The organism is Pseudomonas sp. LB3P14 (genome assembly GCF_054898045.1).
Window position 1 is genome coordinate 4,425,363 of sequence record NZ_CM142714.1, and the last position, 21,840, is coordinate 4,447,202.

Annotated in this window: 24 protein-coding genes; 11 read left to right on the forward strand and 13 right to left on the reverse strand. The window is 59.8% G+C overall.

Annotated features, from left to right (window positions below):
* Nucleotides 1-2: 2 nt before the first annotated feature.
* The 7 genes from ACYZT5_RS20450 to flgL all read left to right on the forward strand — a co-directional run bounded on the left by ACYZT5_RS20450 (nt 3) and on the right by flgL (nt 7,379).
* The gene (locus ACYZT5_RS20450) at nt 3-758 is read left to right on the forward strand and encodes a flagellar basal body rod protein FlgF (protein ID WP_462047130.1); all 756 of its coding nucleotides are present in this window, start codon (nt 3-5) and stop codon (nt 756-758) included.
* 31 nt (nt 759-789) lie between these two features.
* On the forward strand, nt 790-1,572 hold the full coding sequence (gene flgG / locus ACYZT5_RS20455) for a flagellar basal-body rod protein FlgG (RefSeq protein WP_462047131.1): 783 nt from the start codon (nt 790-792) through the stop codon (nt 1,570-1,572).
* Nucleotides 1,573-1,595: 23 nt separating this feature from the next.
* Nucleotides 1,596-2,276 carry a flagellar basal body L-ring protein FlgH gene (locus ACYZT5_RS20460; RefSeq protein WP_462047132.1) on the forward strand — a complete coding sequence of 227 codons (681 nt, stop codon included), beginning with the start codon at nt 1,596-1,598 and terminating at the stop codon, nt 2,274-2,276.
* An 11-nt stretch (nt 2,277-2,287) separates the two neighbouring features.
* Nucleotides 2,288-3,442, forward strand: a complete 1,155-nt coding sequence (locus tag ACYZT5_RS20465) for a flagellar basal body P-ring protein FlgI (protein ID WP_462047133.1) — start codon at nt 2,288-2,290, stop codon at nt 3,440-3,442.
* Complete coding sequence (flgJ, locus tag ACYZT5_RS20470; protein WP_462047134.1) at nt 3,442-4,404, forward strand: flagellar assembly peptidoglycan hydrolase FlgJ; 963 nt, start codon at nt 3,442-3,444, stop codon at nt 4,402-4,404. The genes ACYZT5_RS20465 and flgJ overlap by 1 nt, the downstream gene beginning before the upstream one ends.
* Before the next feature lie 141 nt (nt 4,405-4,545).
* Nucleotides 4,546-6,156: a flagellar hook-associated protein FlgK gene (gene flgK / locus ACYZT5_RS20475; RefSeq protein WP_462047135.1), complete on the forward strand. Its 1,611-nt coding sequence runs from the start codon at nt 4,546-4,548 to the stop codon at nt 6,154-6,156.
* A 26-nt stretch (nt 6,157-6,182) separates the two neighbouring features.
* Nucleotides 6,183-7,379, forward strand: a complete 1,197-nt coding sequence (gene flgL, locus ACYZT5_RS20480; protein ID WP_462047136.1) for a flagellar hook-associated protein FlgL — start codon at nt 6,183-6,185, stop codon at nt 7,377-7,379.
* Between the two features lie 49 nt (nt 7,380-7,428).
* On the opposite strand, the gene fliR is transcribed toward flgL, so the two are convergent.
* From fliR to fliF, 13 genes are all read right to left on the reverse strand, one after another.
* On the reverse strand, nt 7,429-8,136 hold the full coding sequence (fliR, locus tag ACYZT5_RS20485; protein ID WP_462047137.1) for a flagellar biosynthetic protein FliR: 708 nt from the start codon (nt 8,134-8,136) through the stop codon (nt 7,429-7,431).
* 86 nt (nt 8,137-8,222) lie between these two features.
* Nucleotides 8,223-8,492 (reverse strand): flagellar biosynthesis protein FliQ, encoded by a 270-nt coding sequence (gene fliQ / locus ACYZT5_RS20490; RefSeq protein ID WP_462047138.1) that lies wholly within the window; start codon nt 8,490-8,492, stop codon nt 8,223-8,225.
* A 25-nt stretch (nt 8,493-8,517) separates the two neighbouring features.
* Nucleotides 8,518-9,288, reverse strand: coding sequence for a flagellar type III secretion system pore protein FliP (gene fliP, locus ACYZT5_RS20495; protein WP_462047139.1), 771 nt, complete (start codon nt 9,286-9,288; stop codon nt 8,518-8,520).
* A complete protein-coding gene (gene fliO, locus ACYZT5_RS20500; RefSeq protein WP_462047140.1) occupies nt 9,285-9,710 on the reverse strand; it encodes a flagellar biosynthetic protein FliO in 426 nt (141 codons plus the stop codon). Before fliO ends, fliP begins: the two co-directional genes overlap by 4 nt.
* Nucleotides 9,707-10,177, reverse strand: coding sequence for a flagellar motor switch protein FliN (gene fliN / locus ACYZT5_RS20505; RefSeq protein WP_462047141.1), 471 nt, complete (start codon nt 10,175-10,177; stop codon nt 9,707-9,709). Before fliN ends, fliO begins: the two co-directional genes overlap by 4 nt.
* Entirely contained in the window at nt 10,170-11,225 is a 1,056-nt protein-coding gene (gene fliM / locus ACYZT5_RS20510) for a flagellar motor switch protein FliM (RefSeq protein ID WP_462047142.1), read from the reverse strand. Before fliM ends, fliN begins: the two co-directional genes overlap by 8 nt.
* 3 nt (nt 11,226-11,228) lie before the next feature.
* Nucleotides 11,229-11,702, reverse strand: coding sequence for a flagellar basal body-associated protein FliL (gene fliL, locus ACYZT5_RS20515; RefSeq protein ID WP_462047143.1), 474 nt, complete (start codon nt 11,700-11,702; stop codon nt 11,229-11,231).
* Between the two features lie 123 nt (nt 11,703-11,825).
* Nucleotides 11,826-13,235, reverse strand: a complete 1,410-nt coding sequence (locus tag ACYZT5_RS20520; protein ID WP_462047144.1) for a flagellar hook-length control protein FliK — start codon at nt 13,233-13,235, stop codon at nt 11,826-11,828.
* An 8-nt stretch (nt 13,236-13,243) separates the two neighbouring features.
* Entirely contained in the window at nt 13,244-13,714 is a 471-nt protein-coding gene (gene fliJ, locus ACYZT5_RS20525) for a flagellar export protein FliJ (RefSeq protein WP_462047145.1), read from the reverse strand.
* 31 nt (nt 13,715-13,745) lie between these two features.
* Complete coding sequence (fliI, locus tag ACYZT5_RS20530; protein ID WP_462047146.1) at nt 13,746-15,137, reverse strand: flagellar protein export ATPase FliI; 1,392 nt, start codon at nt 15,135-15,137, stop codon at nt 13,746-13,748.
* The gene (locus ACYZT5_RS20535; protein WP_462047147.1) at nt 15,134-15,847 is read right to left on the reverse strand and encodes a flagellar assembly protein FliH; all 714 of its coding nucleotides are present in this window, start codon (nt 15,845-15,847) and stop codon (nt 15,134-15,136) included. The genes fliI and ACYZT5_RS20535 overlap by 4 nt, the downstream gene beginning before the upstream one ends.
* Nucleotides 15,840-16,838, reverse strand: a complete 999-nt coding sequence (gene fliG / locus ACYZT5_RS20540; RefSeq protein ID WP_462047148.1) for a flagellar motor switch protein FliG — start codon at nt 16,836-16,838, stop codon at nt 15,840-15,842. Before fliG ends, ACYZT5_RS20535 begins: the two co-directional genes overlap by 8 nt.
* On the reverse strand, nt 16,831-18,570 hold the full coding sequence (fliF, locus tag ACYZT5_RS20545; RefSeq protein ID WP_462047149.1) for a flagellar basal-body MS-ring/collar protein FliF: 1,740 nt from the start codon (nt 18,568-18,570) through the stop codon (nt 16,831-16,833). Before fliF ends, fliG begins: the two co-directional genes overlap by 8 nt.
* A gap of 260 nt (nt 18,571-18,830) precedes the next feature.
* Between fliF and fliE the strand changes: the two genes are divergently transcribed.
* The 4 genes from fliE to ACYZT5_RS20565 all read left to right on the forward strand — a co-directional run bounded on the left by fliE (nt 18,831) and on the right by ACYZT5_RS20565 (nt 21,548).
* Nucleotides 18,831-19,151: a flagellar hook-basal body complex protein FliE gene (gene fliE, locus ACYZT5_RS20550; protein ID WP_462047150.1), complete on the forward strand. Its 321-nt coding sequence runs from the start codon at nt 18,831-18,833 to the stop codon at nt 19,149-19,151.
* Between the two features lie 190 nt (nt 19,152-19,341).
* Entirely contained in the window at nt 19,342-20,748 is a 1,407-nt protein-coding gene (gene fliD, locus ACYZT5_RS20555; RefSeq protein WP_462047151.1) for a flagellar filament capping protein FliD, read from the forward strand.
* Nucleotides 20,749-20,772: 24 nt separating this feature from the next.
* Nucleotides 20,773-21,174: a flagellar export chaperone FliS gene (gene fliS, locus ACYZT5_RS20560; RefSeq protein WP_462047152.1), complete on the forward strand. Its 402-nt coding sequence runs from the start codon at nt 20,773-20,775 to the stop codon at nt 21,172-21,174.
* A gap of 2 nt (nt 21,175-21,176) precedes the next feature.
* Nucleotides 21,177-21,548 carry a flagellar protein FliT gene (locus ACYZT5_RS20565; RefSeq protein WP_462047153.1) on the forward strand — a complete coding sequence of 124 codons (372 nt, stop codon included), beginning with the start codon at nt 21,177-21,179 and terminating at the stop codon, nt 21,546-21,548.
* The last annotated feature ends 292 nt before the right edge of the window (nt 21,549-21,840 follow it).

A 21,840-nucleotide genomic window follows, 5' to 3' on the forward strand; every position in this document is an offset into this window, starting at 1 on the left:
CCATGGATCGCATGCTTTTCACGGCCATGAGCGGGGCCAATCAGGCGCTCGAACAGCAGGCCGTCGTGGCCAACAACTTGGCCAACATCGTGACACCGGGCTTTCGCTCGCAGTTGGTCGAAATGCAGTCCTCGCCTGTCGCGGGCGAGGGCTTGCCGACACGGGTTTCGGTCGCCGCCAACGGCGTGGGTGTCGACTGGACCGAAGGACCGATCACCCATACCGATCGGGCGCTGGATGTCGCGCTCGGCGAAAACGGCATGTTGGCGGTGCAGACCGCGGACGGCAAAGAGGCCTATACCCGGCGCGGTGATTTACAGGTCGATGGCACCGGTGCAATGACCGTGGGTGGCCGCCCGGTCATCGGTGACGGCGGTCCGATCACGGTGCCACTGGGCAGCGAAGTCACGCTGGGCAGCGACGGCACGATCAGCGTCCGTGAGCTCGGCATGGAGCCTCGGGGCCTGAGCCCGGTCGGTCGACTGAAGATGGTATCGGCCTTGCCCGGCACTCTGCAGGCCGGCACCGACGGGTTATTCCGCCCCCCGCCAACGGCCAACGGCACGGCCCAGCCACTGCCTGCCGACGAAACCATGCGTGTGACGCCCGGAGCACTGGAGGGCAGCAACGTCAGCCCTACCAACGCCATGGTCGCCATGATCGACAACTCGCGGCGCTACGACATGCAGATGAAAGCCATCAGTGCTGCCGACGAAAACGCCAAGACCGCCAATAGCCTGCTCTCCCTGCAGGGCTGACCTCACGGTTGAATGAATAAGGAACCGATCGATGATCAGATCACTGTGGACGGCCAAAACCGGCCTGGAAGCCCAGCAGGGCCAAATGGACGTGATTGCCAACAACCTGGCCAACGTCAGCACCAATGGCTTCAAACGGTCGCGCGCGGTATTTGAGGATCTGGTGTACCAGAACGTACGCCAGCCCGGTGCACAAAGCAGCACCGATACCCGACTGCCTTCCGGCTTGCAGGTCGGTACAGGCGTGCGTGAAGTTGCCACCGAACGCCTGCATACCCAAGGCAATCTGGAAGAGACCAGTAACTCCAAGGATCTGGCGATCAATGGCCTGGGTTTTTTCCAGGTAGACATGCCGGACGGCACCACCGCCTACACCCGTGACGGCAGCTTCCAGCTCGACTCGAACGGCGAGATGGTCACCTCCAACGGTTACAAGCTCTCGGCAGGGGTCACCATTCCCGCCAACGCCACGGCCGTCTCGATCAGTACCGACGGTATCGTTTCCGTGACCCAGCCCAGCAGCTCCACCTCGACCCAGGTCGGCCAGCTGAATCTGGCGTTGTTCATCAATCCGGCGGGCTTGCAGAGCATCGGGCAGAACCTCTACCTGGAGACTGACGCTTCGGGCTCTCCGACCGAAACCACACCGGGCCTCAACGGCGGTGGAACGCTGTCCCAGGGTTACGTCGAAACCTCCAACGTCAACGTTGTGGAGGAAATGGTAAGCATGATCCAGACCCAGCGCGCTTACGAAATCAACAGTAAGGCGGTCGAGAGCTCGGACGAGATGCTACAGCGTCTGACTCAGCTCTGACCGCTATGTTCGAGACACACAAAATGGCTCATAAGCCCTCATCGGTATGGCCGCTGTCCGTGGTATTGGCCGGCATGCTGGCGACCGCAGGCTGCGATCAACTGCCGCACAAGCCCGTCGTGCCTGACGAGGAAATGCAGGTGCCGGCATTACCCGCTCGCCTGGCCAACGGCTCGATCTACCAGAGCAGCCGTGGATCGCAACCCCTGTTCGAGGACCGTCGTCCGCGAATGGTCGGTGACACGCTGACCATCGAACTGGAAGAGCAGGTCAGCGCCAGCAAGACCTCTTCGTCCAATGCCAACCGTGCCGGCTCCATGGGCTTGAGCCTGGCGACCACTTCCAGTCGTGCGTCCCAGGTCGCCGACTTTGGGCTGGATGCCTCGACGACCCACGACTTCAGTGGCGGCGGCGGCTCTCAAGCCAAAAACTCTTTCACTGGCACGATTTCCGTGACGGTCATGCAGGTGATGCCCAATGGCAACCTGCGGGTGCGCGGTGACAAGCAGATTGCAATCAATCAGGGCACCGAATTCATCCGTTTCTCCGGCGTGGTTAATCCTCGAACCATTACCGGAGAAAACACGGTGTCGTCGATCCAGGTCTCACAGGCCCGGATCGAGTACGTCGGTGATGGCTACATCAACGAAGCGCAGCGCATGGGCTGGCTCCATCGCATCCTCCTTAACGTGTCTCCTTTCTGAGTACGGGAACCATGGCTGACTCTGTATTCATTCGACCTCTTTTGCGCGCAGCCAAATCCGCAGCTCAAGGTTTCTGCACCCTGTTGTGCGCCGGCACGTTATTGCTCGGCGGCGCGGTACAGGCAGAGCAGATACGCGATATTGCCGACTTTGCCGGGATACGCCCCAATAGCCTGGTGGGCTACGGCCTGGTGGTCGGTCTTGATGGCAGCGGCGATCAGACCACCCAGAGTCCGTTCACCGAACAAGGCCTGACCAACATGCTGTCGCAGCTCGGCGTCACCCTGCCGGCGAACGCCAACATGCAGATGCGCAACATCGCTGCGGTGATTGTCACCGCCAACCTGCCGGCACTCTCGCGCCCGGGGCAGCAGATTGACGTGGTCGTGTCGTCGATCGGTAACGCGCGCAGCCTGCGCGGCGGGACCTTGCTGATGACGCCGATGAAGGGCGCCGATGGCGAGGTCTATGCCGTGGCTCAAGGTAACCTGCTGGTCGGCGGAGCCGGTGCTTCGGCGAACGGCAGCAGCGTGCAGGTCAACCAGCTGGCCGGTGGGCGCATCAGTCGCGGTGCCATCGTCGAACGCGCCGTTCCGCTGCACCTGAGCAGCGACAACGGCTTGCTCAGCCTCTACATGCATGAGCCTGACTCCGCCACGGCCCAGCGCGTCGTCTACGCGATCAACTCCGACATGCGCCGTACGGTGGCGTCGGCAATGGATGGCGGGATGATCCAGATCCAGGGGCCGCTGTCGCCCAACGAGCGGGTCAACTTCATGGCCCGCATCGAGAGCATCGAGGTATTGCCGATCCAGACTCGCCCCAAGGTGATTCTTGATTCGCGCACCGGCTCTATCGTGCTCAACAGCTCGGTGAAGCTGTACCGCGCCGCGGTGGCTCACGGCAATCTCTCGGTCATCATCGACACCACCAACACCGTCAGCCAACCCGGCGCATTCAGTGGTGGCCAGACAGCCGTGACCTCCCAAAGCAACATCTCAATAGAGTCTCAGGGTGGCTCACTGCACTTGCTTGAAGGCACGGCGAATTTGATGGACGTGGTCAAGGGATTAAACGCTCTGGGCGCTACGCCGCAAGACCTGATGGTCATTCTGCAGGCACTCAAGGCGGCCGGTTCCCTGCGTGCAGAGTTGGAGATCATCTGATGAACAGCGCTGGCAGCACCGATGGCTTTGCCCTTGATGTCCAGGGTCTGGAGCAACTCAAGCGTCGCTCGCATCAGGACGCCGGGGCGGGGCTGAAAGAGGCCAGTAAACAGTTTGAAGCCTTGTTCCTGCAGATGATGCTCAAAAGCATGCGGGCCGCGGTTCCGAAATCGGAAATGTCCAGCGACTCGCAGACCGAGCTTTACACCGAGATGCTCGATCAGCAGTGGGCTCAGAGTCTGTCGGGAAAAGGCATCGGCCTGGCCGAGCAACTGACCCGACAGCTGAGCGGCTACTCCGCTAAACACAGCGATGCCAACACCGACATTGATGCGGCAGCGGCCTTGTTCCTCGATCTGCCGCCCTCGCGCCCGGCCGGCACTGCATCGCCCTTTGCAAACACGGCTTACCAGACTCAGGCGTTTGAAGCCTGGAAACGCCGCGAGGTCAGCGGCGCGCAAAACGAACAACCCGAGCATGTGCTGGCGTTCGTTTCACGTTTGAACGAACCGGCGCAAAAAGCCGCGCTCAGCAGTGGCGTGCCAGCCGAGCTGATCCTTGCCCAGGCGGCACTGGAAACCGATTGGGGGCGACGCCAGATCACCACCCCGAATGGCGCTGACAGCCACAACCTGTTCGGGATCAAGGCCGGCAGCCAATGGCAAGGCGCGACCACGCAGGTCATGACCACTGAATACGCCGAAGGTGAGGCGCAAAAACAGGTGGAACGCTTCCGCGTTTACCCGACCGATGAGGCGGCCTTCAACGATTACGCCCGATTGATTCGCACCCGCCCCGGTTATGCCGCCGCGCGCAACGCCACCGATGCGCCAAAGGCGGCCATTGCGCTGCAACAGGGGGGGTACGCCACCGATCCGCGATACGCGCAAAAACTGATTTCAGTCATGGCCACCATCGGCCCGCTACGACCTGTCCCGCCCATTGCGCAGCTGGAAAATTGACTGACAACCCGATGCCGAGGGCCCCGAACGCGCCGGTCATGGATCTGTCGGCAAAAGGTTCTTGAAAAGAATCGGGGTCACAGGTCAAGTTGCACTTTCGCGGAGCCGATAGTGCGCACTATGTAGCGTAGGAGCTTCTCGATGAGCATTATTTCCATTGGTGTCAGCGGCCTGTCCGCCGCACAGATCGCCCTCAGTACCAGCAGTAACAACACCACCAACGCCTATACGGATGGCTATACCCTGCAGGTCGCCACCTTCTCCGAATCCACGTCGGGCAGCGGTGTGCAGATCTCCAGTGTCGACCGCCAATACAACCAGTTCGTCACCACCCAGCTCAACAGTTCGATCAGCGCCGAAAGCGCGCTGTCGACCTACCAGACCGAAGTCGATCAGATCGACAGCCTGTTGGCCGATGGCGATGCCAGTCTCGATACCCTGCTGCAAAGCTTCTTTTCGGCAATCGAGACGCTGACCTCCGACGCCAGCGACACAGCTGCGCGGGAAGAAGTCATCGGTGCGGCTGAAACCCTGGCGTCGCAGTTCACTCAACTGGGCAGCTACCTGGACGAGATGGCGGACGATGTGAACAACCAGATCGACGATCAGGTCACGCAGGTCAACGACCTCACCGAGCAAATTGCCGATCTCAACAAAAAAATCAGCCTGTCCGACGCACTGGGCACCACCTCCAACGACCTGCTCGATCAACGGGATCTGCTGGTCAGTCAGCTCAGTGAACTGGTGGATGTCGACGTCACCACTCAGGACAACGGCAGTTACAGCGTGTCCCTGAGCAACGGCCTTGCGCTGGTGTCCGGCAATGACAGTTTCGAATTGAAAACCAGCGTCTCGGCCAGCGATCCGACCCAAACGGTGGTCGCCTACGTGGACGCCGCCGGCAACACCACCGTGCTCGACGATTCAACGTTCGAAGGCGGCTCCCTGGGCGGACTGATGGATTTTCGCGACACCACACTGACCGAAACGCAAAACCAGTTGGGGATCCTGGCGGTGACGTTGACGCAAGCCTTCAACACCTTGCAGGCATCCGGTATTGACCTGAATGGCGATACGGGCACCGACTTTTTCTCGGTCGAAGACCCCAGCACCTACGGCAATACCAACAACACCGGCGACGCGACATTGACTGCGACCTTCACCGACGATGTGAGCGCGTTGAGTGCCAGCGACTACACCGTCAGTTACTCCGACACCGATGGCTACACCGTGACCCGCAACGACACCGGTGCCAGTGTGGATTCAGCCTACGACAGCGATACCGACACCCTGACGTTCGCCGGAATGAGTGTGGCCATCAGTGGCACCGCCGATGACGGCGACAGCTTTCTGGTGCTGCCGACGCGCAACGCCGCCAGCAGTTTCAGCACCCTGATCAGCGACGGGAGTCTGATTGCCGCGGGCACCTCGACCGGCAGCAGCGATAACACCAACGCCCTGGCGATGCTCGACCTGCAAACCGACAGCCTCGTGGGCGGCACCTCGACCCTCAGCCAGACGTACTCGGCATTGGTCAGTGACGTGGGCAGCAGCGCCAGCAAAATTGCCGGCCAACTGGAAACCCAATCGAGTCTGACCGAGCAGCTGACCACGCTGCAGCAGTCGGAGTCGGGGGTCAGTCTTGATGAAGAGGCGGCCAACCTCATTGTCTATCAACAGTATTACCAGGCTTGCGCGAAGGTCGTCGAAGTGGGCACCACTCTCCTCGACACCATCCTCGACATCAGCTGATAAACGTTTGAAAGGAGCGTCACGCCATGCGCCTCAGCAGTGCGACGATTTACAACCAAAGCTTGAACTCCATGCTCGCTCAGGAAAGCGCCTATCAGGACGCTGCCCAGGAAGTCGCCAGTGGCACCCGAGTGGTCAATCCTTCCGACGATTCGCTGGCTGCCGCCCAGGCCGTCAACGTCCGCCAGGCCATCTCGGCCAACGAGCAATACGCTGACTCGCGCAGCGCTATCTCGACGTCGTTGTCTCAGGAAGAAAGTACGCTCGATAGCATCAACGACGCTATCGACAGCGCCATGGCCCTTGTGGTTCAAGCCAACAACGGCACCTTGAGCGACGCCGACCGCGAGTCGATCGCCACTTCGTTGCAGGGCGTCTACGACACCTTGGCGACCTTGGCCAACGCCACGGACAGCAACGGCAACTACCTGTTTTCCGGCTATCAGAGCCAGAGTCCGGCCTTTGCCGAAAATGCCGACGGCGAGCTGGTCTATCAGGGTGACGACAATGTCGTTACGCAGCAGGTCAGTTCCACCCAGACCATGGCCAGCGGCGATACCGGCGCGTCGATTTTCCTGTCGGTCAGCAGCTCCGCCGGCTTCATTGCTGAAGCCGGCGATAACACCGGCAGCGTGACCTACGACGGCCCCGACATCACCGACACACAGGATGCCAATTACGGAACAGGCTTCACCGTGACCTTCAGCACGGCCGCCGACGGCACCGCCCAATACAGCATCGATGGCGCAGATCCGGTCACCTATACCTCGGGTGACACCCTTGAAGTCAACGGCCTGTCCCTGACCCTCAGCGGTACCCCGGCAGATGGCGACACCATCACCGTCAGCGCCGCCGCCGATGCCGAGCCGGACCTGTTCGCGACGTTGAAAAACCTGATCTCGGTGTTGCAGACACCGGTGGATACCGAGGCTGATCAAGCCAACCTGACCAACACCCTGTCCACGGCCAGCCGCGAATTGAGCAATGCTCAGGACACGGTGCTCACCGTGCAGACATCGGTCGGTTCACGGCTCAATCAGCTGGAGGTGCTCGACACCATCGGCGACGACCTCGCGCTCAGCTATACCGAACGTCTTTCCGGCCTGGTCGATGCCGACTACACAGAGTCAGTCACCGAGTACACCGCGCTGCAAGTGGCACTGCAGGCCGCCCAGCAAACCTTCGTCAGCATTCAGAAAATGTCGTTGTTCGAATACATCTGAAACCGCGCTCCAGGTGCCGCCCGGGAAACCCGGCGGCGCTTGAACTGTTTCAAGGCCGCGCCATGTTATCGATCAGGTACTGCATGAATTGCAGCGTGTTGGTCATCAACCTTTCGAGAAACTGTCCCAGATCGCCCATCACCACCATCAGCAACACCAACCCTACGCACAACGTCGCCGGGAAGCCCACGGAGAACACCGTCAACTGCGGCGAGACGCGGTTCAGGATGCCCATGGCCAGGTTGATGATCAGCAGCGTGCCCACCATTGGCAGCGCCAGCAACAGCCCTGTGAGGAAGATCGTGCTGCCATAGCGAGCAATCAGGTTCCAGGCATTGGGATTGAAATGCAGATTGCCGATCGGCAAGGACTTGAAGGTGGTCGCCAGCAGCTCAAGCACCATCAGATGACCGTCCAGCGCCAGAAACATCAGGATCGTGATCATGCCCAGAAAGCGCGACAGCACCATGCTGTTGGTGCTGGTATCGGCGGAAAAGAAGGTGGCGAACGCCAGGCCCATCTGCATGCCGCAAATGTCGCCGGTCATCTCGACCACCGCCAGCGTGATGCGCATGACCATGCCCAGGGACATCCCGATCAGCACCTGCTCCACCATCACCCCAAGACCCGCCCAAGAAAACAGGGTGACATCCGGCAAGGGCGGCAGATTGGGCGCGAGAAGGAAGGCAAGGAGCATCGCCAGGCCCACCTTCACCTGACTCGAGACGTTTTTATGACCCAGAATCGGATCGCTCATCAGATACGCCAGCACTCGGCAAAACGGCCAGAAGAAGCTGGTCACCCAGAGTTGCAACTGTGCTGAACTGACCTCGATCACAGGCGTCAGCCGATCAGCGTGGGCAAGCTGCTGAACAACGCACGGGTGTAGTCCACCAGCATCTCCATGATCAGCGGACCCGCCAGTACCAGCACCACGCACACCCCGACAATTTTGGGGATGAACGACAGGGTCGATTCGTTGATCTGCGTCGCGGCCTGAAACAGGCTCACCAACAACCCGATAAACAGCGTCACAAGCAACACGGGCGCGGCCACGATCATGCTCATGCGCATGCCTTTGTAAGCCAGGTCCATGACCATTTCCGGCGTCATTGTCTACGTCCTCGAAGCCACATCATCAGGTGTAAAAACTTTGCGCCAGCGAGCCGAGCAGCAGCTGCCAGCCATCGACCAGCACAAACAGCATCAGCTTGAACGGCAGCGAAATCGTGGATGGCGGCACCATCATCATGCCCAGCGCCATCAACACGCTCGCCACCACCAGGTCGATGATCAAAAACGGAATGAAAATGGTGAAGCCCGCCTGGAATGCGGTCTTCAGCTCGCTGGTGACAAAGGCCGGAAGCAATACCCGCATCGGCACATCCTCAGGTCCCTGAAAATCCTCGATCTGTGCCAGACGCGCAAACAAAGCGAGATCGCCCTGACGTGTCTGGGTCAGCATGAACGTGCGAAACGGCTGACTCGCCTTGTCGAGAAACTGCTCAACCGTGATCTCGTCTTTGGAGAACGGTAACCAGGCTTTTTCGTAAGCCTGATCGAGGGTCGGGGACATGACGAAAAACGTCAGGAACAGCGACAGCCCCAACAACACTTGATTCGGTGGCGCCGACGTCGTGCCAATGGCCGTGCGCAGCAAGCCCAGGACAATAATGATGCGGGTAAACCCGGTCATCATCAGCAGCACCGCCGGCAGGAACGCCATGGCACTGAGCAGCAACAGGGTTTGCAGGCTCAACGACCATTGTTGGCCTCCCGCCTGCCCGGTGAAGGCGGCCAGCCCTTGAATCGCCGGTTCTGCCTGAGCATCGGGCATTAACGCGAGCAGCAACACGGCCGACAGCGTCGCCCTTTTCAACCCGCGCTGAAAACCAACCGGAGCGTTCATGACGAGCTCCCCGGCCCTTTGTCTGTGCGCTGGATATTGCGCCTCAAAGCCCCCGCCAATCGCTCGGCAAAACTGTCGCCGGTCGTGGCGGCGGCGATGTCGGATTCGGCGGGCGGAGCGTCCATCTGAGTCAGCGCACTGACCTGTTGTGCGGTCACGCCAAGCACCAGCCACTGGCCCCGCACCTCGACGATCACCACTTTCTCGCGCTGGCCCAGGCTTGTGCTGCTGACGACACGCATCACTTTTCCGGGGGACAGCGGCCGCGCTCCGACACGACGCACGAGCCAGCCACACACCAACACACAGGTGACTACCAGCGCCAGCGCCAACGCCGTCTTGCCGAGCAACGCCAGGTTCATCAGGCTGTCCGAAGGAACGCCGAGGGTCACGGGCGGCGGCGTTTGACTGACGAGGCTCATCGGTTGAGCTTTTGAACGCGTTCGGAAGGCGTAATGATTTCCGTGATTCGGATACCGTACTTGTCATCCACGACCACCACTTCGCCCTGGGCAATCAGGTAGCTGTTGATCAAGATGTCCATCGGCTCGCCCGCCAGGCCATCGAGCGCCAGCACCGACCCTTGGGCCAGCTCCAGCAACTGCTTGATGGTGATCCGCGTGCGGCCCAGCTCTACGCTCAGCTTGACCGGAATATCCATGATCATTTCCAGCTCGCGCGCAGCTGCCGCGGGTTGCGGCGCGGCCAACGGTTTGAAGACGCTGGTGCCGACGCTCGGCGCAACGTTTTCCGCCGTCGACGCGGCCTCGCCCTGTTCGGCCAAAGCCATGGCCCAAGGATCATCGGCATCCGCCTCGGCGCCCTGCTCGGCCAGGGCGTCGGCCCAGTCATCGGCCTCTTGCGGCTCGGTAGTGTTTGAATCAGTCATGGTCGGATTCCTTGGCAGTGGATACGTGGCCCTTCACGAATCGGCTGGTAGAAGAGGAGGCAAGGCTCAGGGAGTGATCGACCAGGTCCTTCACGAGCAACGCACGCATCCCGTTCTGGCTGCCATATTCGCAACTCATGACTGGCACGCCGTCGACACGCGCGCTGACGATATCGGGCAGTTCGATAGGTAAAACGTCGCCGACTTTCAACGCCATGACCTGCCCGACCCGGGCATCCATCTCGACAAAGTCAGCGATCAGCTCAATCTGGGAATGGGTAATCTCGCCGGCCATGCGCTTGTTCCAATGCCGCTCCTCCTCGGGATTGGTATCGGTCAGCGGGCCGTTGAGCAGCTGACGCATCGGTTCGATCATCAGATAGGGAATAACGATGTTGAAGTCGCTGGACAGGTTGCCGACCTCCAGATGGAAGGTCGCATTCACCACGATTTCATTGGGCGAACTGGTGATGTTGGCGAACTTGGCCTGCATCTCCGAACGCAGGTATTCGATTTCCAGCGGGTAAACGGACTTCCACGCATCCTTGTAAGCGTCCACCGAAAGCCCCAACAAACGCTGGATGATGCGCTGCTCGGTATGGGTGAATTCCCGGCCTTCGGACTTGGTCACGAAGCGCCCGTCACCCCCAAACAGATTGTCCACCACCATGAACACCACACTCGGCGGAAACACCACCAACGCGGTGCCTCGCAGCGGCTTCATCGCCAACAGATTGATGTTGGTGGGCATCGGCATGTGCAAGGAAAAGTCGCTGTAACTTTGATAGCGCACGCTTTTGACGGTGATGTCGATGCTGCGCCTGATCAAGTTGAACAAGCTCATGCGGAAGTAGCGTGCGAAACGCTCGTTGATGATATCCAGCGCATGTAAGCGCTCGTGGATCACCCGGTGCTGAGTCGCCGGGTCGTACGGACGGATGCGAGCGTCCTTGATCGTATCGACATCATCATCCGGAGCATCGCTGTCGTCGCCCCCACGAAGCAACATGTCGATCTCGTCCTGCGAGAGCAAATCGTCTATGGCCATGGGTTACTGCACGATAAAGTCGGTGTAAAGAACGTTCAGCACCGAGAATTCAGGCTGCTGTGCCGCCAGGGACTGTTTGAGTGTTTCAAGAATTTTGGCGGCCAGTATTTCCTTGCCCGGCGGGTTGACCAGCTGCGTGCTGTTTTGCCCGCTCAGCAGTGTCAAAAGCTGGCTGCGAATCTGTGGCATGTACTGCTGCAAGAGCTTCTGCGTCGCGTCGTTTCCGACTTCCAGCGCAAACCCCACATACAGCAGGCTTTGCTCATCGCGTTCGTTTTGAAGATTGACCGTCATCGGCGCAATCGTGACCAGCCGTGGGGCCTGGGGGGTGTTCTCGACGGCTTCAACTTTCACCGCCGCGTCTGCATGCGCCGTGTTCTTGCTCATGTAGAGGTACATGCCGCCGGAACTGGCTGCCGCGGCGACCAGCGCCATCAACAGAATCAAGAACCAGGGGAATTTGCGGGTGGTGGTCATTGGCTGGAACCATGGAATGAAGGAGAACGGTTAGGCAGGACTCAAGTATGACCACCGCCCTGGCCTTCCCATGGGGCGATAAGACCAGGGTAACGGCGGTATCTCGCTGTTTTGATTTGGTATTCAGACGTACAAATCGACACCCGAACTGCGCACAACGATGCTCTGCACCGACGCCTGATCAACTTCCGGCACTGAATCGGTGCTGCTCATCAGGGCGTCTGCGCGGTTGCCTTGCGAATCGCGCCGAGCCTGATCGCCAGAGGTCTGACGCGCAGACTCATCGCTGACCGAGGCCTGCCCAAGGGAAATGCCCTGGGACGCGAGGGCCTCCCGCAACTGTGGCAATGCCTGTTCCACCGCGGCACGCACCGACGCATGTGCCGACTGGAACTGTGCCTGCGTGTTGCCGTCATTGAGATTGAGGCTGATCGACAGCGGGCCGAGCTCGATAGGGTTAAGCCGCAAGTCGACCTGTTGCTCGCCACGCGTGACCATGTCGATCATCTGCTGGCCAAGGCCGTTCTGCCATTCGACAGTGCCGACAGCGGTCGCGAGCACCAGAGCATTGCTGGAAACGTTGTCGTTGCCGGTCAGGGCGGTGTTGTTCAGGGTCATTGGCGCCAGGCTGTAGCTGCTCTGGACATCGCTACTGACTGAGCCATCGGCCTGGCTGTCGACAGGTGTGCTGTCCGTTTGCGTTCGCAGGTCTTGCACCGCATCGGCAACCGTTCCAGTCAGCGTCTGCACCGTGTCCTGCACGTCGAGCGGGTCGCAAGTGTCCTGATTGGCATCAACGTTTGTGTCTGCCGACGTCAGGCTCGAGGCCGGCAGGTTTGTGTTCGCGCGGATCAACGTGTCGGGGTCCGCTGGCACAACATCCTGACTGGTGATCTGGATTTGTAATGGAGCCGCTGGCGCAACGACCATCGAAAAAGTATCGAGCTGGCCAGCGCTCTCGATCAGCGCCATGCGCTGACGAATGTCCTCCAGCGAGCTGTCGACATCACTCGAACTGTCCGAGGCATTCAGATCGGCATCGGCCACGAGATCGTCTGCCGTGGTGTAGAGATCCAGGCCAAGGTTGTCGTCCATGAGCGAGGCATCCGGGTCAGCGGAGGTGGACGCCAGTGGTTGGCTCAGTGACGGTGTCGTGGGGGCCGAAACGGCCGGGGCCGGCAGCTCGACGGCTTCGGGGATGACACCCGACATTGCGCATGACGGCAGCGTCGGCGCGAGGTCGGTTTCATCAACCGCAACCGAGTCACGGGTTGCGGTCTCCACAGCACTGTCGACAACCGACGGCGCAGGGGTTGACGCCGGTGGCTCAGCACTCGGATCTGCTGCATCCGTTTGAGCCTCTGCGCCACCCGTCGCAGCGGTCGGGTTGGCCGAGTCCTTGCTCATCGGCGCCTCGCTCACCTGACTCAGCACAGACGAAAACGACTCGCTCGTCGTGCCCGGCGCCTGGCTGGAAGCACTGGCCTGAGTCGATACAGCGGATGTTGCGGTGAGCGAAGCGATGATGTCCATGGTGTCCCTTAGTGGCTGCTATCGATGGAGGACGAAAAATTGCCGGGCCGCCGACGCAACTGGCTGGCCATTTCATCGGTTTGGCGTTGCTCGACACGCCCGGCCAGCAACCGCTCCTGCTGGGCCCGACGACTCAACAGCGCTTCAATGGCGTTGACCTTGCGCCACTGCTCCAGCCAGGTCAGTTGGTGCTGGGCCACCTGTTTGCGGTGGCGCTCCAGGCTTTTTTGCGCACGATCGACGGCTTCTTCCAATGAATGGAGAAAGCCACGGTAGTTCGTGAGCGCAGAGGGGCTCATGCCTTCCTTGAGCAACGCCTGTTGCAGGTTCTGGCGGTACTCCTGTTGATACTGGTCAAGCGTGCGCAGTTGGTTGACCACTTGCTGCTCGGCGCGACGGCTCTGCGCCAAAGCGCGCGCCGCGACGTCCCGCGCTTTGCCGGTCAGCTCGATCAGCAGGTCAAGCGATTGATTAGCCATCGGTGATTACTCGCCAGGGACAAGAAAAGGGTTATTTGCCAGGGAACAAGAGATTGAGCCCGGACAGGGTCTCTTCCACGCTGGCGCGATCATTGATGCGTTGCTGCACAAACCGCTCGATATGCGGGTACAAACCCACGGCCCGGTCGAGCTGAGCATCGTGTCCCGGCGCATAGGCGCCGACACTGATCAGGTCGCGATTGCGCTGGTAACGTGACAGGGTCTGCTTGAGCTGTTGCGCCTTGCGCTGCTGCGATTCACTGACGATGGCGGTCATCGCCCGACTGATCGAGGCCTCGATATCGATGGCCGGGTAATGCCCGCTTTCAGCCAAATGACGAGACAGGACGATGTGTCCATCCAGAATCGCCCGTGCCGCATCGGCAATCGGATCCTGCTGATCGTCGCCCTCGCTGAGCACCGTATAAAACGCCGTGATCGACCCACCACCGGGTGGACCATTGCCGGTGCGCTCAACGAGTTTGGGCAGCTTGGCAAACACGGACGGTGGATAACCCTTGGTCGCCGGCGGCTCACCCACAGCCAACGCGATTTCGCGCTGGGCCATGGCGTAGCGGGTCAACGAATCCATGATCAGCAGAACGTCCTTGCCCTGATCGCGAAAATCCTCGGCCAGGCGCGTCGCGTACACCGCGCCCTGCAAACGTTGCAGTGGCGAAGTATCGGCTGGAGCAGCGACGACCACGGAACGGCGCAAGCCTTCTTCGCCCAGGATGTTATCGATGAAATCCTGCACCTCCCTGCCCCGCTCGCCGATCAGTCCAACCACGATGACGTCGGCTTGTGTGTAGCGGGCCATCATGCCGAGCAGCACCGACTTACCGACCCCGGAACCGGCAAACAGCCCCAGGCGCTGGCCACGACCGACACACAGCAACGCATTGATGGCGCGGATGCCAACATCGATCTGACGATCGATCGGTGCACGCTTGAGGGGGTTGAGCGGCTGAGTGTGCAAACTGGCGTGATGGGCGCCCAGCAGCGGCCCTCTGCCGTCCAGAGGCTGTCCGCTGCTGTCCAGCACCCGGCCGAGCAGCGACATGCCCAGTGGAAAATAGCGGGCGCCGGCTGCGCCCGTCAGACCATCGTCCGAGGCAAAGACCCGCGCACCCGGTTGCAGGCCGTGGATTTCTTCCAGTGGCATCAGGTACAGGATTTCCCCCGAAAAACCGACCACTTCGGCCTCGGCATAAGCGAGGTCCGGACGGGTGTGATGTTGTGCCGCCAGCTCGATGCGGCAGGCACCGCCCAACGGCAGGCGCAGACCCACCGCCTCCAGCACCATGCCGGTGGCGCGAGTGATTCGCCCGCTGCGCAGGTAATCCGCAACTCTCAGCGGCTCGCCCTGAAAAGTGTCCAACACGCCGCTCCAGCGCTCGACATGTAGGTTGCCCGGGATCATGACTGCTCGCCGAGGATCGCCACGGCGTCATCGAGCAGCCGTTCGGTGCTGCGACTCAGCATCCCCAGGCGTGACTGGCGCGTGGCGTCCAGTTCACCGCTGGCGCTGACCACTCGACAGCCGCCAGGCAACATCGTGGTATCAGCATGCAAAGCCCAACCCGCCGCATCAATTTGCTCGCCAAGGCTGCTATGAACCAACTGCAAGTCATCGGGGTTCAGCCACAGGCGCGGCTTGCCGGTCAGTTCGGGGTCGCTGTTGAGCATCTTCTGCACCGTGGCGATCACCTGCTCAGGCTGGGCGGTCAGGGCTTCTCCTGCCAATTGCTGTGCGGCATCAAGCGCGATCCGGGTCAGCTGGCGGGCAATATGCCCATCCATCTGCTTGAGCGCCTGATCGAAGTTCCGGCACAGCTCCAGCAGCGGCTGCAACGTCTGCAAGACCTGTTGCTGCAACTCCACGGCGGCGGCCTGGCGACCTTCGCTCAGGCCTTGGGCATAACCCTGTTCCACCCCTTGCGCATGGCCGACCTGCTGCGCCTCGCTGAGGGTCTTTTCGCGCAGCACCTGCATTTCCAACTTGTGCGCAAAGGCTTGCTTGCGCAGCCGTTCCCGATGGCTCATGTCCGGATCAGGGGCAGGCAATTCATTGCTGCCCAGCGGGTCCATCTGCCAGGTTTGCCAGCGGTCGCGCTCCGAGTACTCAGACATAAGCGTCATTACCGCGTGCCGTCACGATTTCACCGCTGTCGGACAAGCGTCGAACCACCTGCAGGATGGCCTTCTGTTCAGACTCGATCTGCGACATGCGGATCGGTCCGCGCGCCTCCATGTCCTCACGGAACAATTGCGCGGCCCGTTGCGACATGTTGTTGAGGAAGCGCTCAAGCAACGCCGGCGGTGCGCCTTTGAGGGCAATCGCCAACGAGTTGTGTTCGACTTGCTGAAGCAGCGTCTGAATACCGCGATCGTCCACTTCGATGAGGTTCTCGAACAGGAACATTTCGTCGAGGATCTTCTGCGCCAGATCTTCGTTGTGCTGGCGCACGGTTTCGATGGCCAACTCTTCGTGCGTGGAGCTCATCAGGTTGAGGATTTCCGCCGCCGTTCTCACGCCGCCCATTTTGCTGCGTTTGAGGCTTTGGCCATCCAGCATGACGCCCAGCACTTCGGTCAGTTCTTGCAACGCCACCGGCTGCACGCCGCTGAAGGTCGCGATCCGCAGAATGATGTCGTTGCGAAGGCGGTCAGGCAGCAACTGGAGGATATCGGAAGCCTGATGGCGCTCCAGATGCACCAGGATGGTCGCGATGATCTGTGGATGCTCGTCACGAATCATCTCGGCAACCATCGACGCCTCCATCAGGTTCAGCTTGTCGATGCCGGAACCGGTGTTGGTGGTCTCCAGAATATCGTCGATCAGGCTGGCCGCGCGCTCACTGCCCAAGGCCTTGGTTAATACCGCACGAATATGATCACTGGTCTGAATGTTGATGGCTGCATATTGATCGGTCTCGTCCATGAACTCTTCAAGGACCTGGCGCATTTCCTCATGGGACACCTGGCTCAGACGCGCCATCTCCATACTGATGGCTTCGACATCCGTGCTCGGCAGGAACTTGAACACTTCGGCCGCACTGTCGGCATCGAGCGACAGCAGAAGGATGGCACTGCGGCGAGACCCGCTCATCTTGTTAGTCATTTTTCTTCATCCATCCGCGCACGATCATGGCGACCAGTCTCGGGTCTTCGGCAGCGATCTGCTGCAAGCTCTGCATGTTCTGCTCATACACCGCCGACTTGCGCGGCAGGGTGTGCGGCGCACTGTCCTGGCCGGCGACCATGACACCGGTGCCCATGGCCGTCGGGACGAGCGCAGTGCCTGGCTCAGATACGTTCGCCAGCGCCTGACGGTTCATGTCGGCATTGCGCCGTTGCATCGGTCTGAGCACCAGCCACCACAGGGTCAGCGCGGCAAAGCCGACCAACAGATAGCGCAAGGCGCTCATCAGCAGGTTGTAGGCCTCGGGGGTTTTCCACCACGCCTGCTCGGCAACGGCACTGTCGGTTTCAACAAACGGGCTGTTGATCACTTGCAGCGCATCACCACGACTTTCCGTGAAACCCATGGCCTGGCGAACCAGGTTGTTGATGTTCTCCAGTTCTTCCTTGCTCAGGGGCTCAGGCGTCGGCGTGCCGTCCTTGAGCACAGTGCGATAGTTGACCACCACCGCCGTCGTCAGGCGCTGGATGTTGCCCAGGCTCGATTTGACGTGCTCGACGTTACGGTCGACTTCGTAGTTGATCATCCGCTCGCTCTGCAGCGATTGACCGTTCTTGCCGCCCTTGGTATCGGCTGCAATTGCCGTGTTGGCGGCTGTCGCGTTCGTGGCGTTGGCAGCAGGTGTTGGCGCGGTGGCGCGAGTCGGCGCGGGGGTATTGGGCGGCGAGTTGGTCAGAGCCCCCGGAACACCTCGACCCGCGTCGTCTCCCTCCAGCACATGCTCGGATGTTTGCTTGCTGCGCACCGCCGCCTCGTTGGGGTCCTGATTGGGTGCGTAACGTTCGGCGGTACTTTCGCGGCTGGAAAAATCGATCTGAGCGACCACCTGCGCATGCACGTTCTGATTGCCCAGCAACGGCGTCAGGATGTCTTCGATGTGACGCTGGTAGGAGCGCTCGACTTCACGCACATAACTGAGCTGCGAGCCGTCAAGGCCGGTGTTGTCACCGTGGGTCTGAGACAACAGGCGACCGTTCTGATCGACCACGGTGACGGCGTCGACGTTCAGCTCCGGCACGCTGGAGGTCACCAGATGAACAATCGCGTTGGCCTGACTCTGCCCCAGCTCTCGACCAGGCTGCAGGGTCAAAACGATAGATGCGCGCGCCGCCTCGCGGTCGCGGACAAACACCGACTGCTTGGCCATGACCAGATGAACACGCGCCTTGGCCACCGGCCCCAGGGACTCGATGGTGCGTGACAGCTCACCTTCAAGGCCGCGTTGATAATTCAAGTGTTCGGCAAACTGACTGACACCGAAGGCCTGCTTGTCCAGCAATTCGAAACCGATGCTGCCGCCCTTGGGCAACCCTTGTTCGGCGAGTTGCAGGCGTAACGCGTTCATCTTGTCGCCGGGCACCATGATGGTGTTGCCACCCTCGCCCAAACGATAAGGAATGGCGCGCTTGTCCAGCTCACCGATGATTTGCCCGCCGTCCGCTTCGCTGAGACCGGAAAACAGTACGCGATAGTCCGGTTCACGCGCCCACAGCAGCAGTGCCACCACGATCGCGATGACCGCCGCACCCGCCAACAGCATGGGCAAGAGGGGCTGACTGCGAAACAGCGTCGACAACGCTTCCAACGGCCTGGCCGGAGCAAGGGTCGGAAGGTTTTTTTGCGCGCCTTTGGCCAGGACTGCGGTACTCACGAACACCTCGAAAACGAGGATAGGGCCTGTACGAAAGACATTGCAGAGTCCGGTAGCAGTAGTAGTCGATCAGCCTCCTGCTTCAGGCAGCACCCATGGGCACCGCAGCAAATCGGGACGGCCGGCAGAACTTCATTCTGGCGAAAATGCCGGAAGCTAAAGGCCGGAAAAGCCGTCAGTTTTGTGGTCAATTGAGCGAATGTGCAGGCCGGCAGGCTTGGTAATCTGCTGGCCTAATCGCTACCTATGGGTCTCGCACCATGAATTCGTCTGCCCTTACCAACGCCTTGCAACAACTGACGATCCTTGCCGAGCAGGCCGAAGGCGCGAGCACTCATAGCTTCAGCAGCGGGCCAGCCAGTGGTTTCGCCGGAGAACTGCAGACTTCGCTGCAGCGCATCAACCAACTGCAGCAAACCGCCAGCAGCCAATCCAACGCCTTCCAGGCGGGCAGTGCCGCGGTGTCGCTCAGCGATGTGATGGCTGACTCGCAGAAAGCCAGTGTTGCCTTTCAGATGGGGGTGCAAGTGCGTAATCGCCTGCTCACCGCCTACAAAGACGTGATGGCCATGCAGGTCTGAAGCCGTGGTGCCTGGAGGGTTTCGTGGCTCGGCGCTCGGCAGCTTGTTAATGAGATCGTTGAAAACGGTGAGCAAGCCCTAAAGTCGGGATTGCCGGTTGCCGATGTTGCGTTCAAACGCACCCCTTGGAGTGTGTACACAGCATCTTGCTCAACGAGCAAGGTCAGGCACAAACAGGACGGACACGCACATGGCAACGACCACCTCCACCAGTTCGACTGCAACCATCACTTCCCTGGGCGTCGGCTCCGGGCTGGATCTGGACAGCATCCTGGAAAGCCTGGAAGACTCAAAAGAAACCAGCCTGCTGGACCCGATCACCACGCAAGAAGACTCGGTGGACGCCGAAATATCGGCCTATGGCACCTTGACGAGTGTCCTGACCACCCTGCAAACAGCGGTCGAAGCCCTGGCCGATGAGAGCCTTTATGAGTCCTTGACCACAACCCTGTCCGGCAGCGGTGTAACGGCGGCAACCACCAGCGAAGCCGAGGCCGGCACCTATACGCTGGAAGTGACACAACTGGCCCAGGCACAGAGCCTCACGACTGATGGCATCGCGGACAAGACCACCGCTCTGGGCACGGGCACACTGACCCTGCAAGTGGGCACGGAAGATGCGGTCTCGATCACCCTCGACAGCAGCAACAACACACTGGAAGGTATTCGTGATGCAATCAATGCGGCCGATGCCGGCATAACCGCCTCCATCGTCAATGACGGCACCGACACCCCGTATCGCCTGGTGCTGACATCAGACAGCACGGGCACCGAATCTGAAATGACCGTGACCTACACCAGCACGGACAGCACCGATGAAGCGTCGAGCCTGCTTGGCTACGACGGCTCGACAGGCAACATGACCGAGACGGTCGAAGCCCTGGACGCAGAACTCACGATAAACGGCATCTCTATTTCGAGCCAAAGCAACACCGTCGAAGATGCCCTGGAAGGGGTCACCCTGAGCCTGTCCACCACCGGCAGCTCGCAAACTCTGACGATTGCCCAGGACACCGACGCGATCCTCGATGCCATTACCGCTTTCGTCGATGCCTACAACGATTACGTTACGAGCGTGGATGAGTTGACCTCCTATGACGCGGATGCGGATACGGCCGGCGAGTTGCTGGGGGACTCGACTACCCGGCGAATCAGCAGCCAGTTGAGTAGCGATATCTACAGCGCTATCGGCAGCGGGACGTACAGCTACCTGTCGCAGCTGGGTATTTCCCTGGAAGTCGATGGCACCTTGCTGATTGATGAAGACGCCCTTACGACTGCGCTCGAAGACGACATTGATGCTGTCTCGGAATTCTTTATCGGCACCGATGACACCACAGGCTTTATTACCCAGATGTCGACCGACCTGGACAGCTACCTGGACGAAGATGACGGTTTGATCGTCGCAAAGACGGACAGTCTGGCATCCAAACTGGAGCAACTTGAGGAGCGCTATGAGGAGAAACAGGCACTCATCGACTCCGAGATGGCTCGCTGGACAGAAGAGTTCACCCAACTCGATACCTTGATATCGTCGTTGAACTCAACGGCTGATTATCTGACGACCCAGTTTGATGCACTTAACAGCGATGATTGACGACCCTACTGCGGAGCAAATTAGATGAGTTCCATTCGAGACGCGAATGCTTACGCCAAGGTGGGCGTAGAAAGCGGCATTTTGGCGGCCTCTCCTCACCAAAGGATCGTGATGCTGTTCGATAGTTACCAGGCATCGATTCGTATCGCACGACTGCATCTGCAGGCCGGCCACATCGCCGAAAAAGGCAAGGCCATTACCAAGGCAATCAATATTGTCAGCAAGGGCTTGCGCGCCTCACTGGATCTCGAGCAAGGAGGCGACATTGCCGTGCAACTTGACGAGCTCTACGACTACGTTGTTCGCGTGCTGCTTCGAGCAAATCTCAACAATGACGAAACAGCGCTCACCACTGCCGCCGAGTTGCTGGAGAGTGTCGCTGCAGCCTGGCTAGCCATTGGTTCGCACATCGAGGAAGAGCGGTAGACATGATGCAAGCACAATTGATCGCCGCTTATGAACAGCTGCTAAAACAATCACAACGCATACTCGAATGTGCAGAAAAGTCCGACTGGGACGGCATCTTTACCTTAAAGTCGCAAGGACTGATCGATGCTGCCTACTTGCGCCGCGCTGAAAATAAAATCGAACTTGACGATGCCGGACAGCAACACAAGCTTGAACTAATCAGCCAAATTCTGATGCTGGACGAACAGGTAAATTCGTTCTTGCATGCCCGCCAGAACGACCTCGGTGAACTGATGCAAATCAATCGTCGAAAGAGCGATTTGAACAATGCTTACCGGGCGCCAACCCATAGCGTGATACCCATTAGCCGCTATTTGTATCGAAAAAAATAACAGGCACGTACAAGCCGCATCAAGACACGACACATTGATATGAAACTATCTTTGACGTACGGAAAAGTCCCGACAACAGACAATAAATAGTCTGCCTCGGTCTGTTATCGTACGTTTTAGTTGAAACTTTAGAAAAAATTAAAAAGACGGTATTCACGACCTGCGAGCGGATGGTCGAGCGTGTGAATAACCAAAAAAAAGATACGACAGGGCGCTTGCCTGAAAAGCGACAGCACCCTGTCTTAAGTACTTGTCGATTTGCAGCACCTGTCTGCCAGAGGTCACGCCGCAA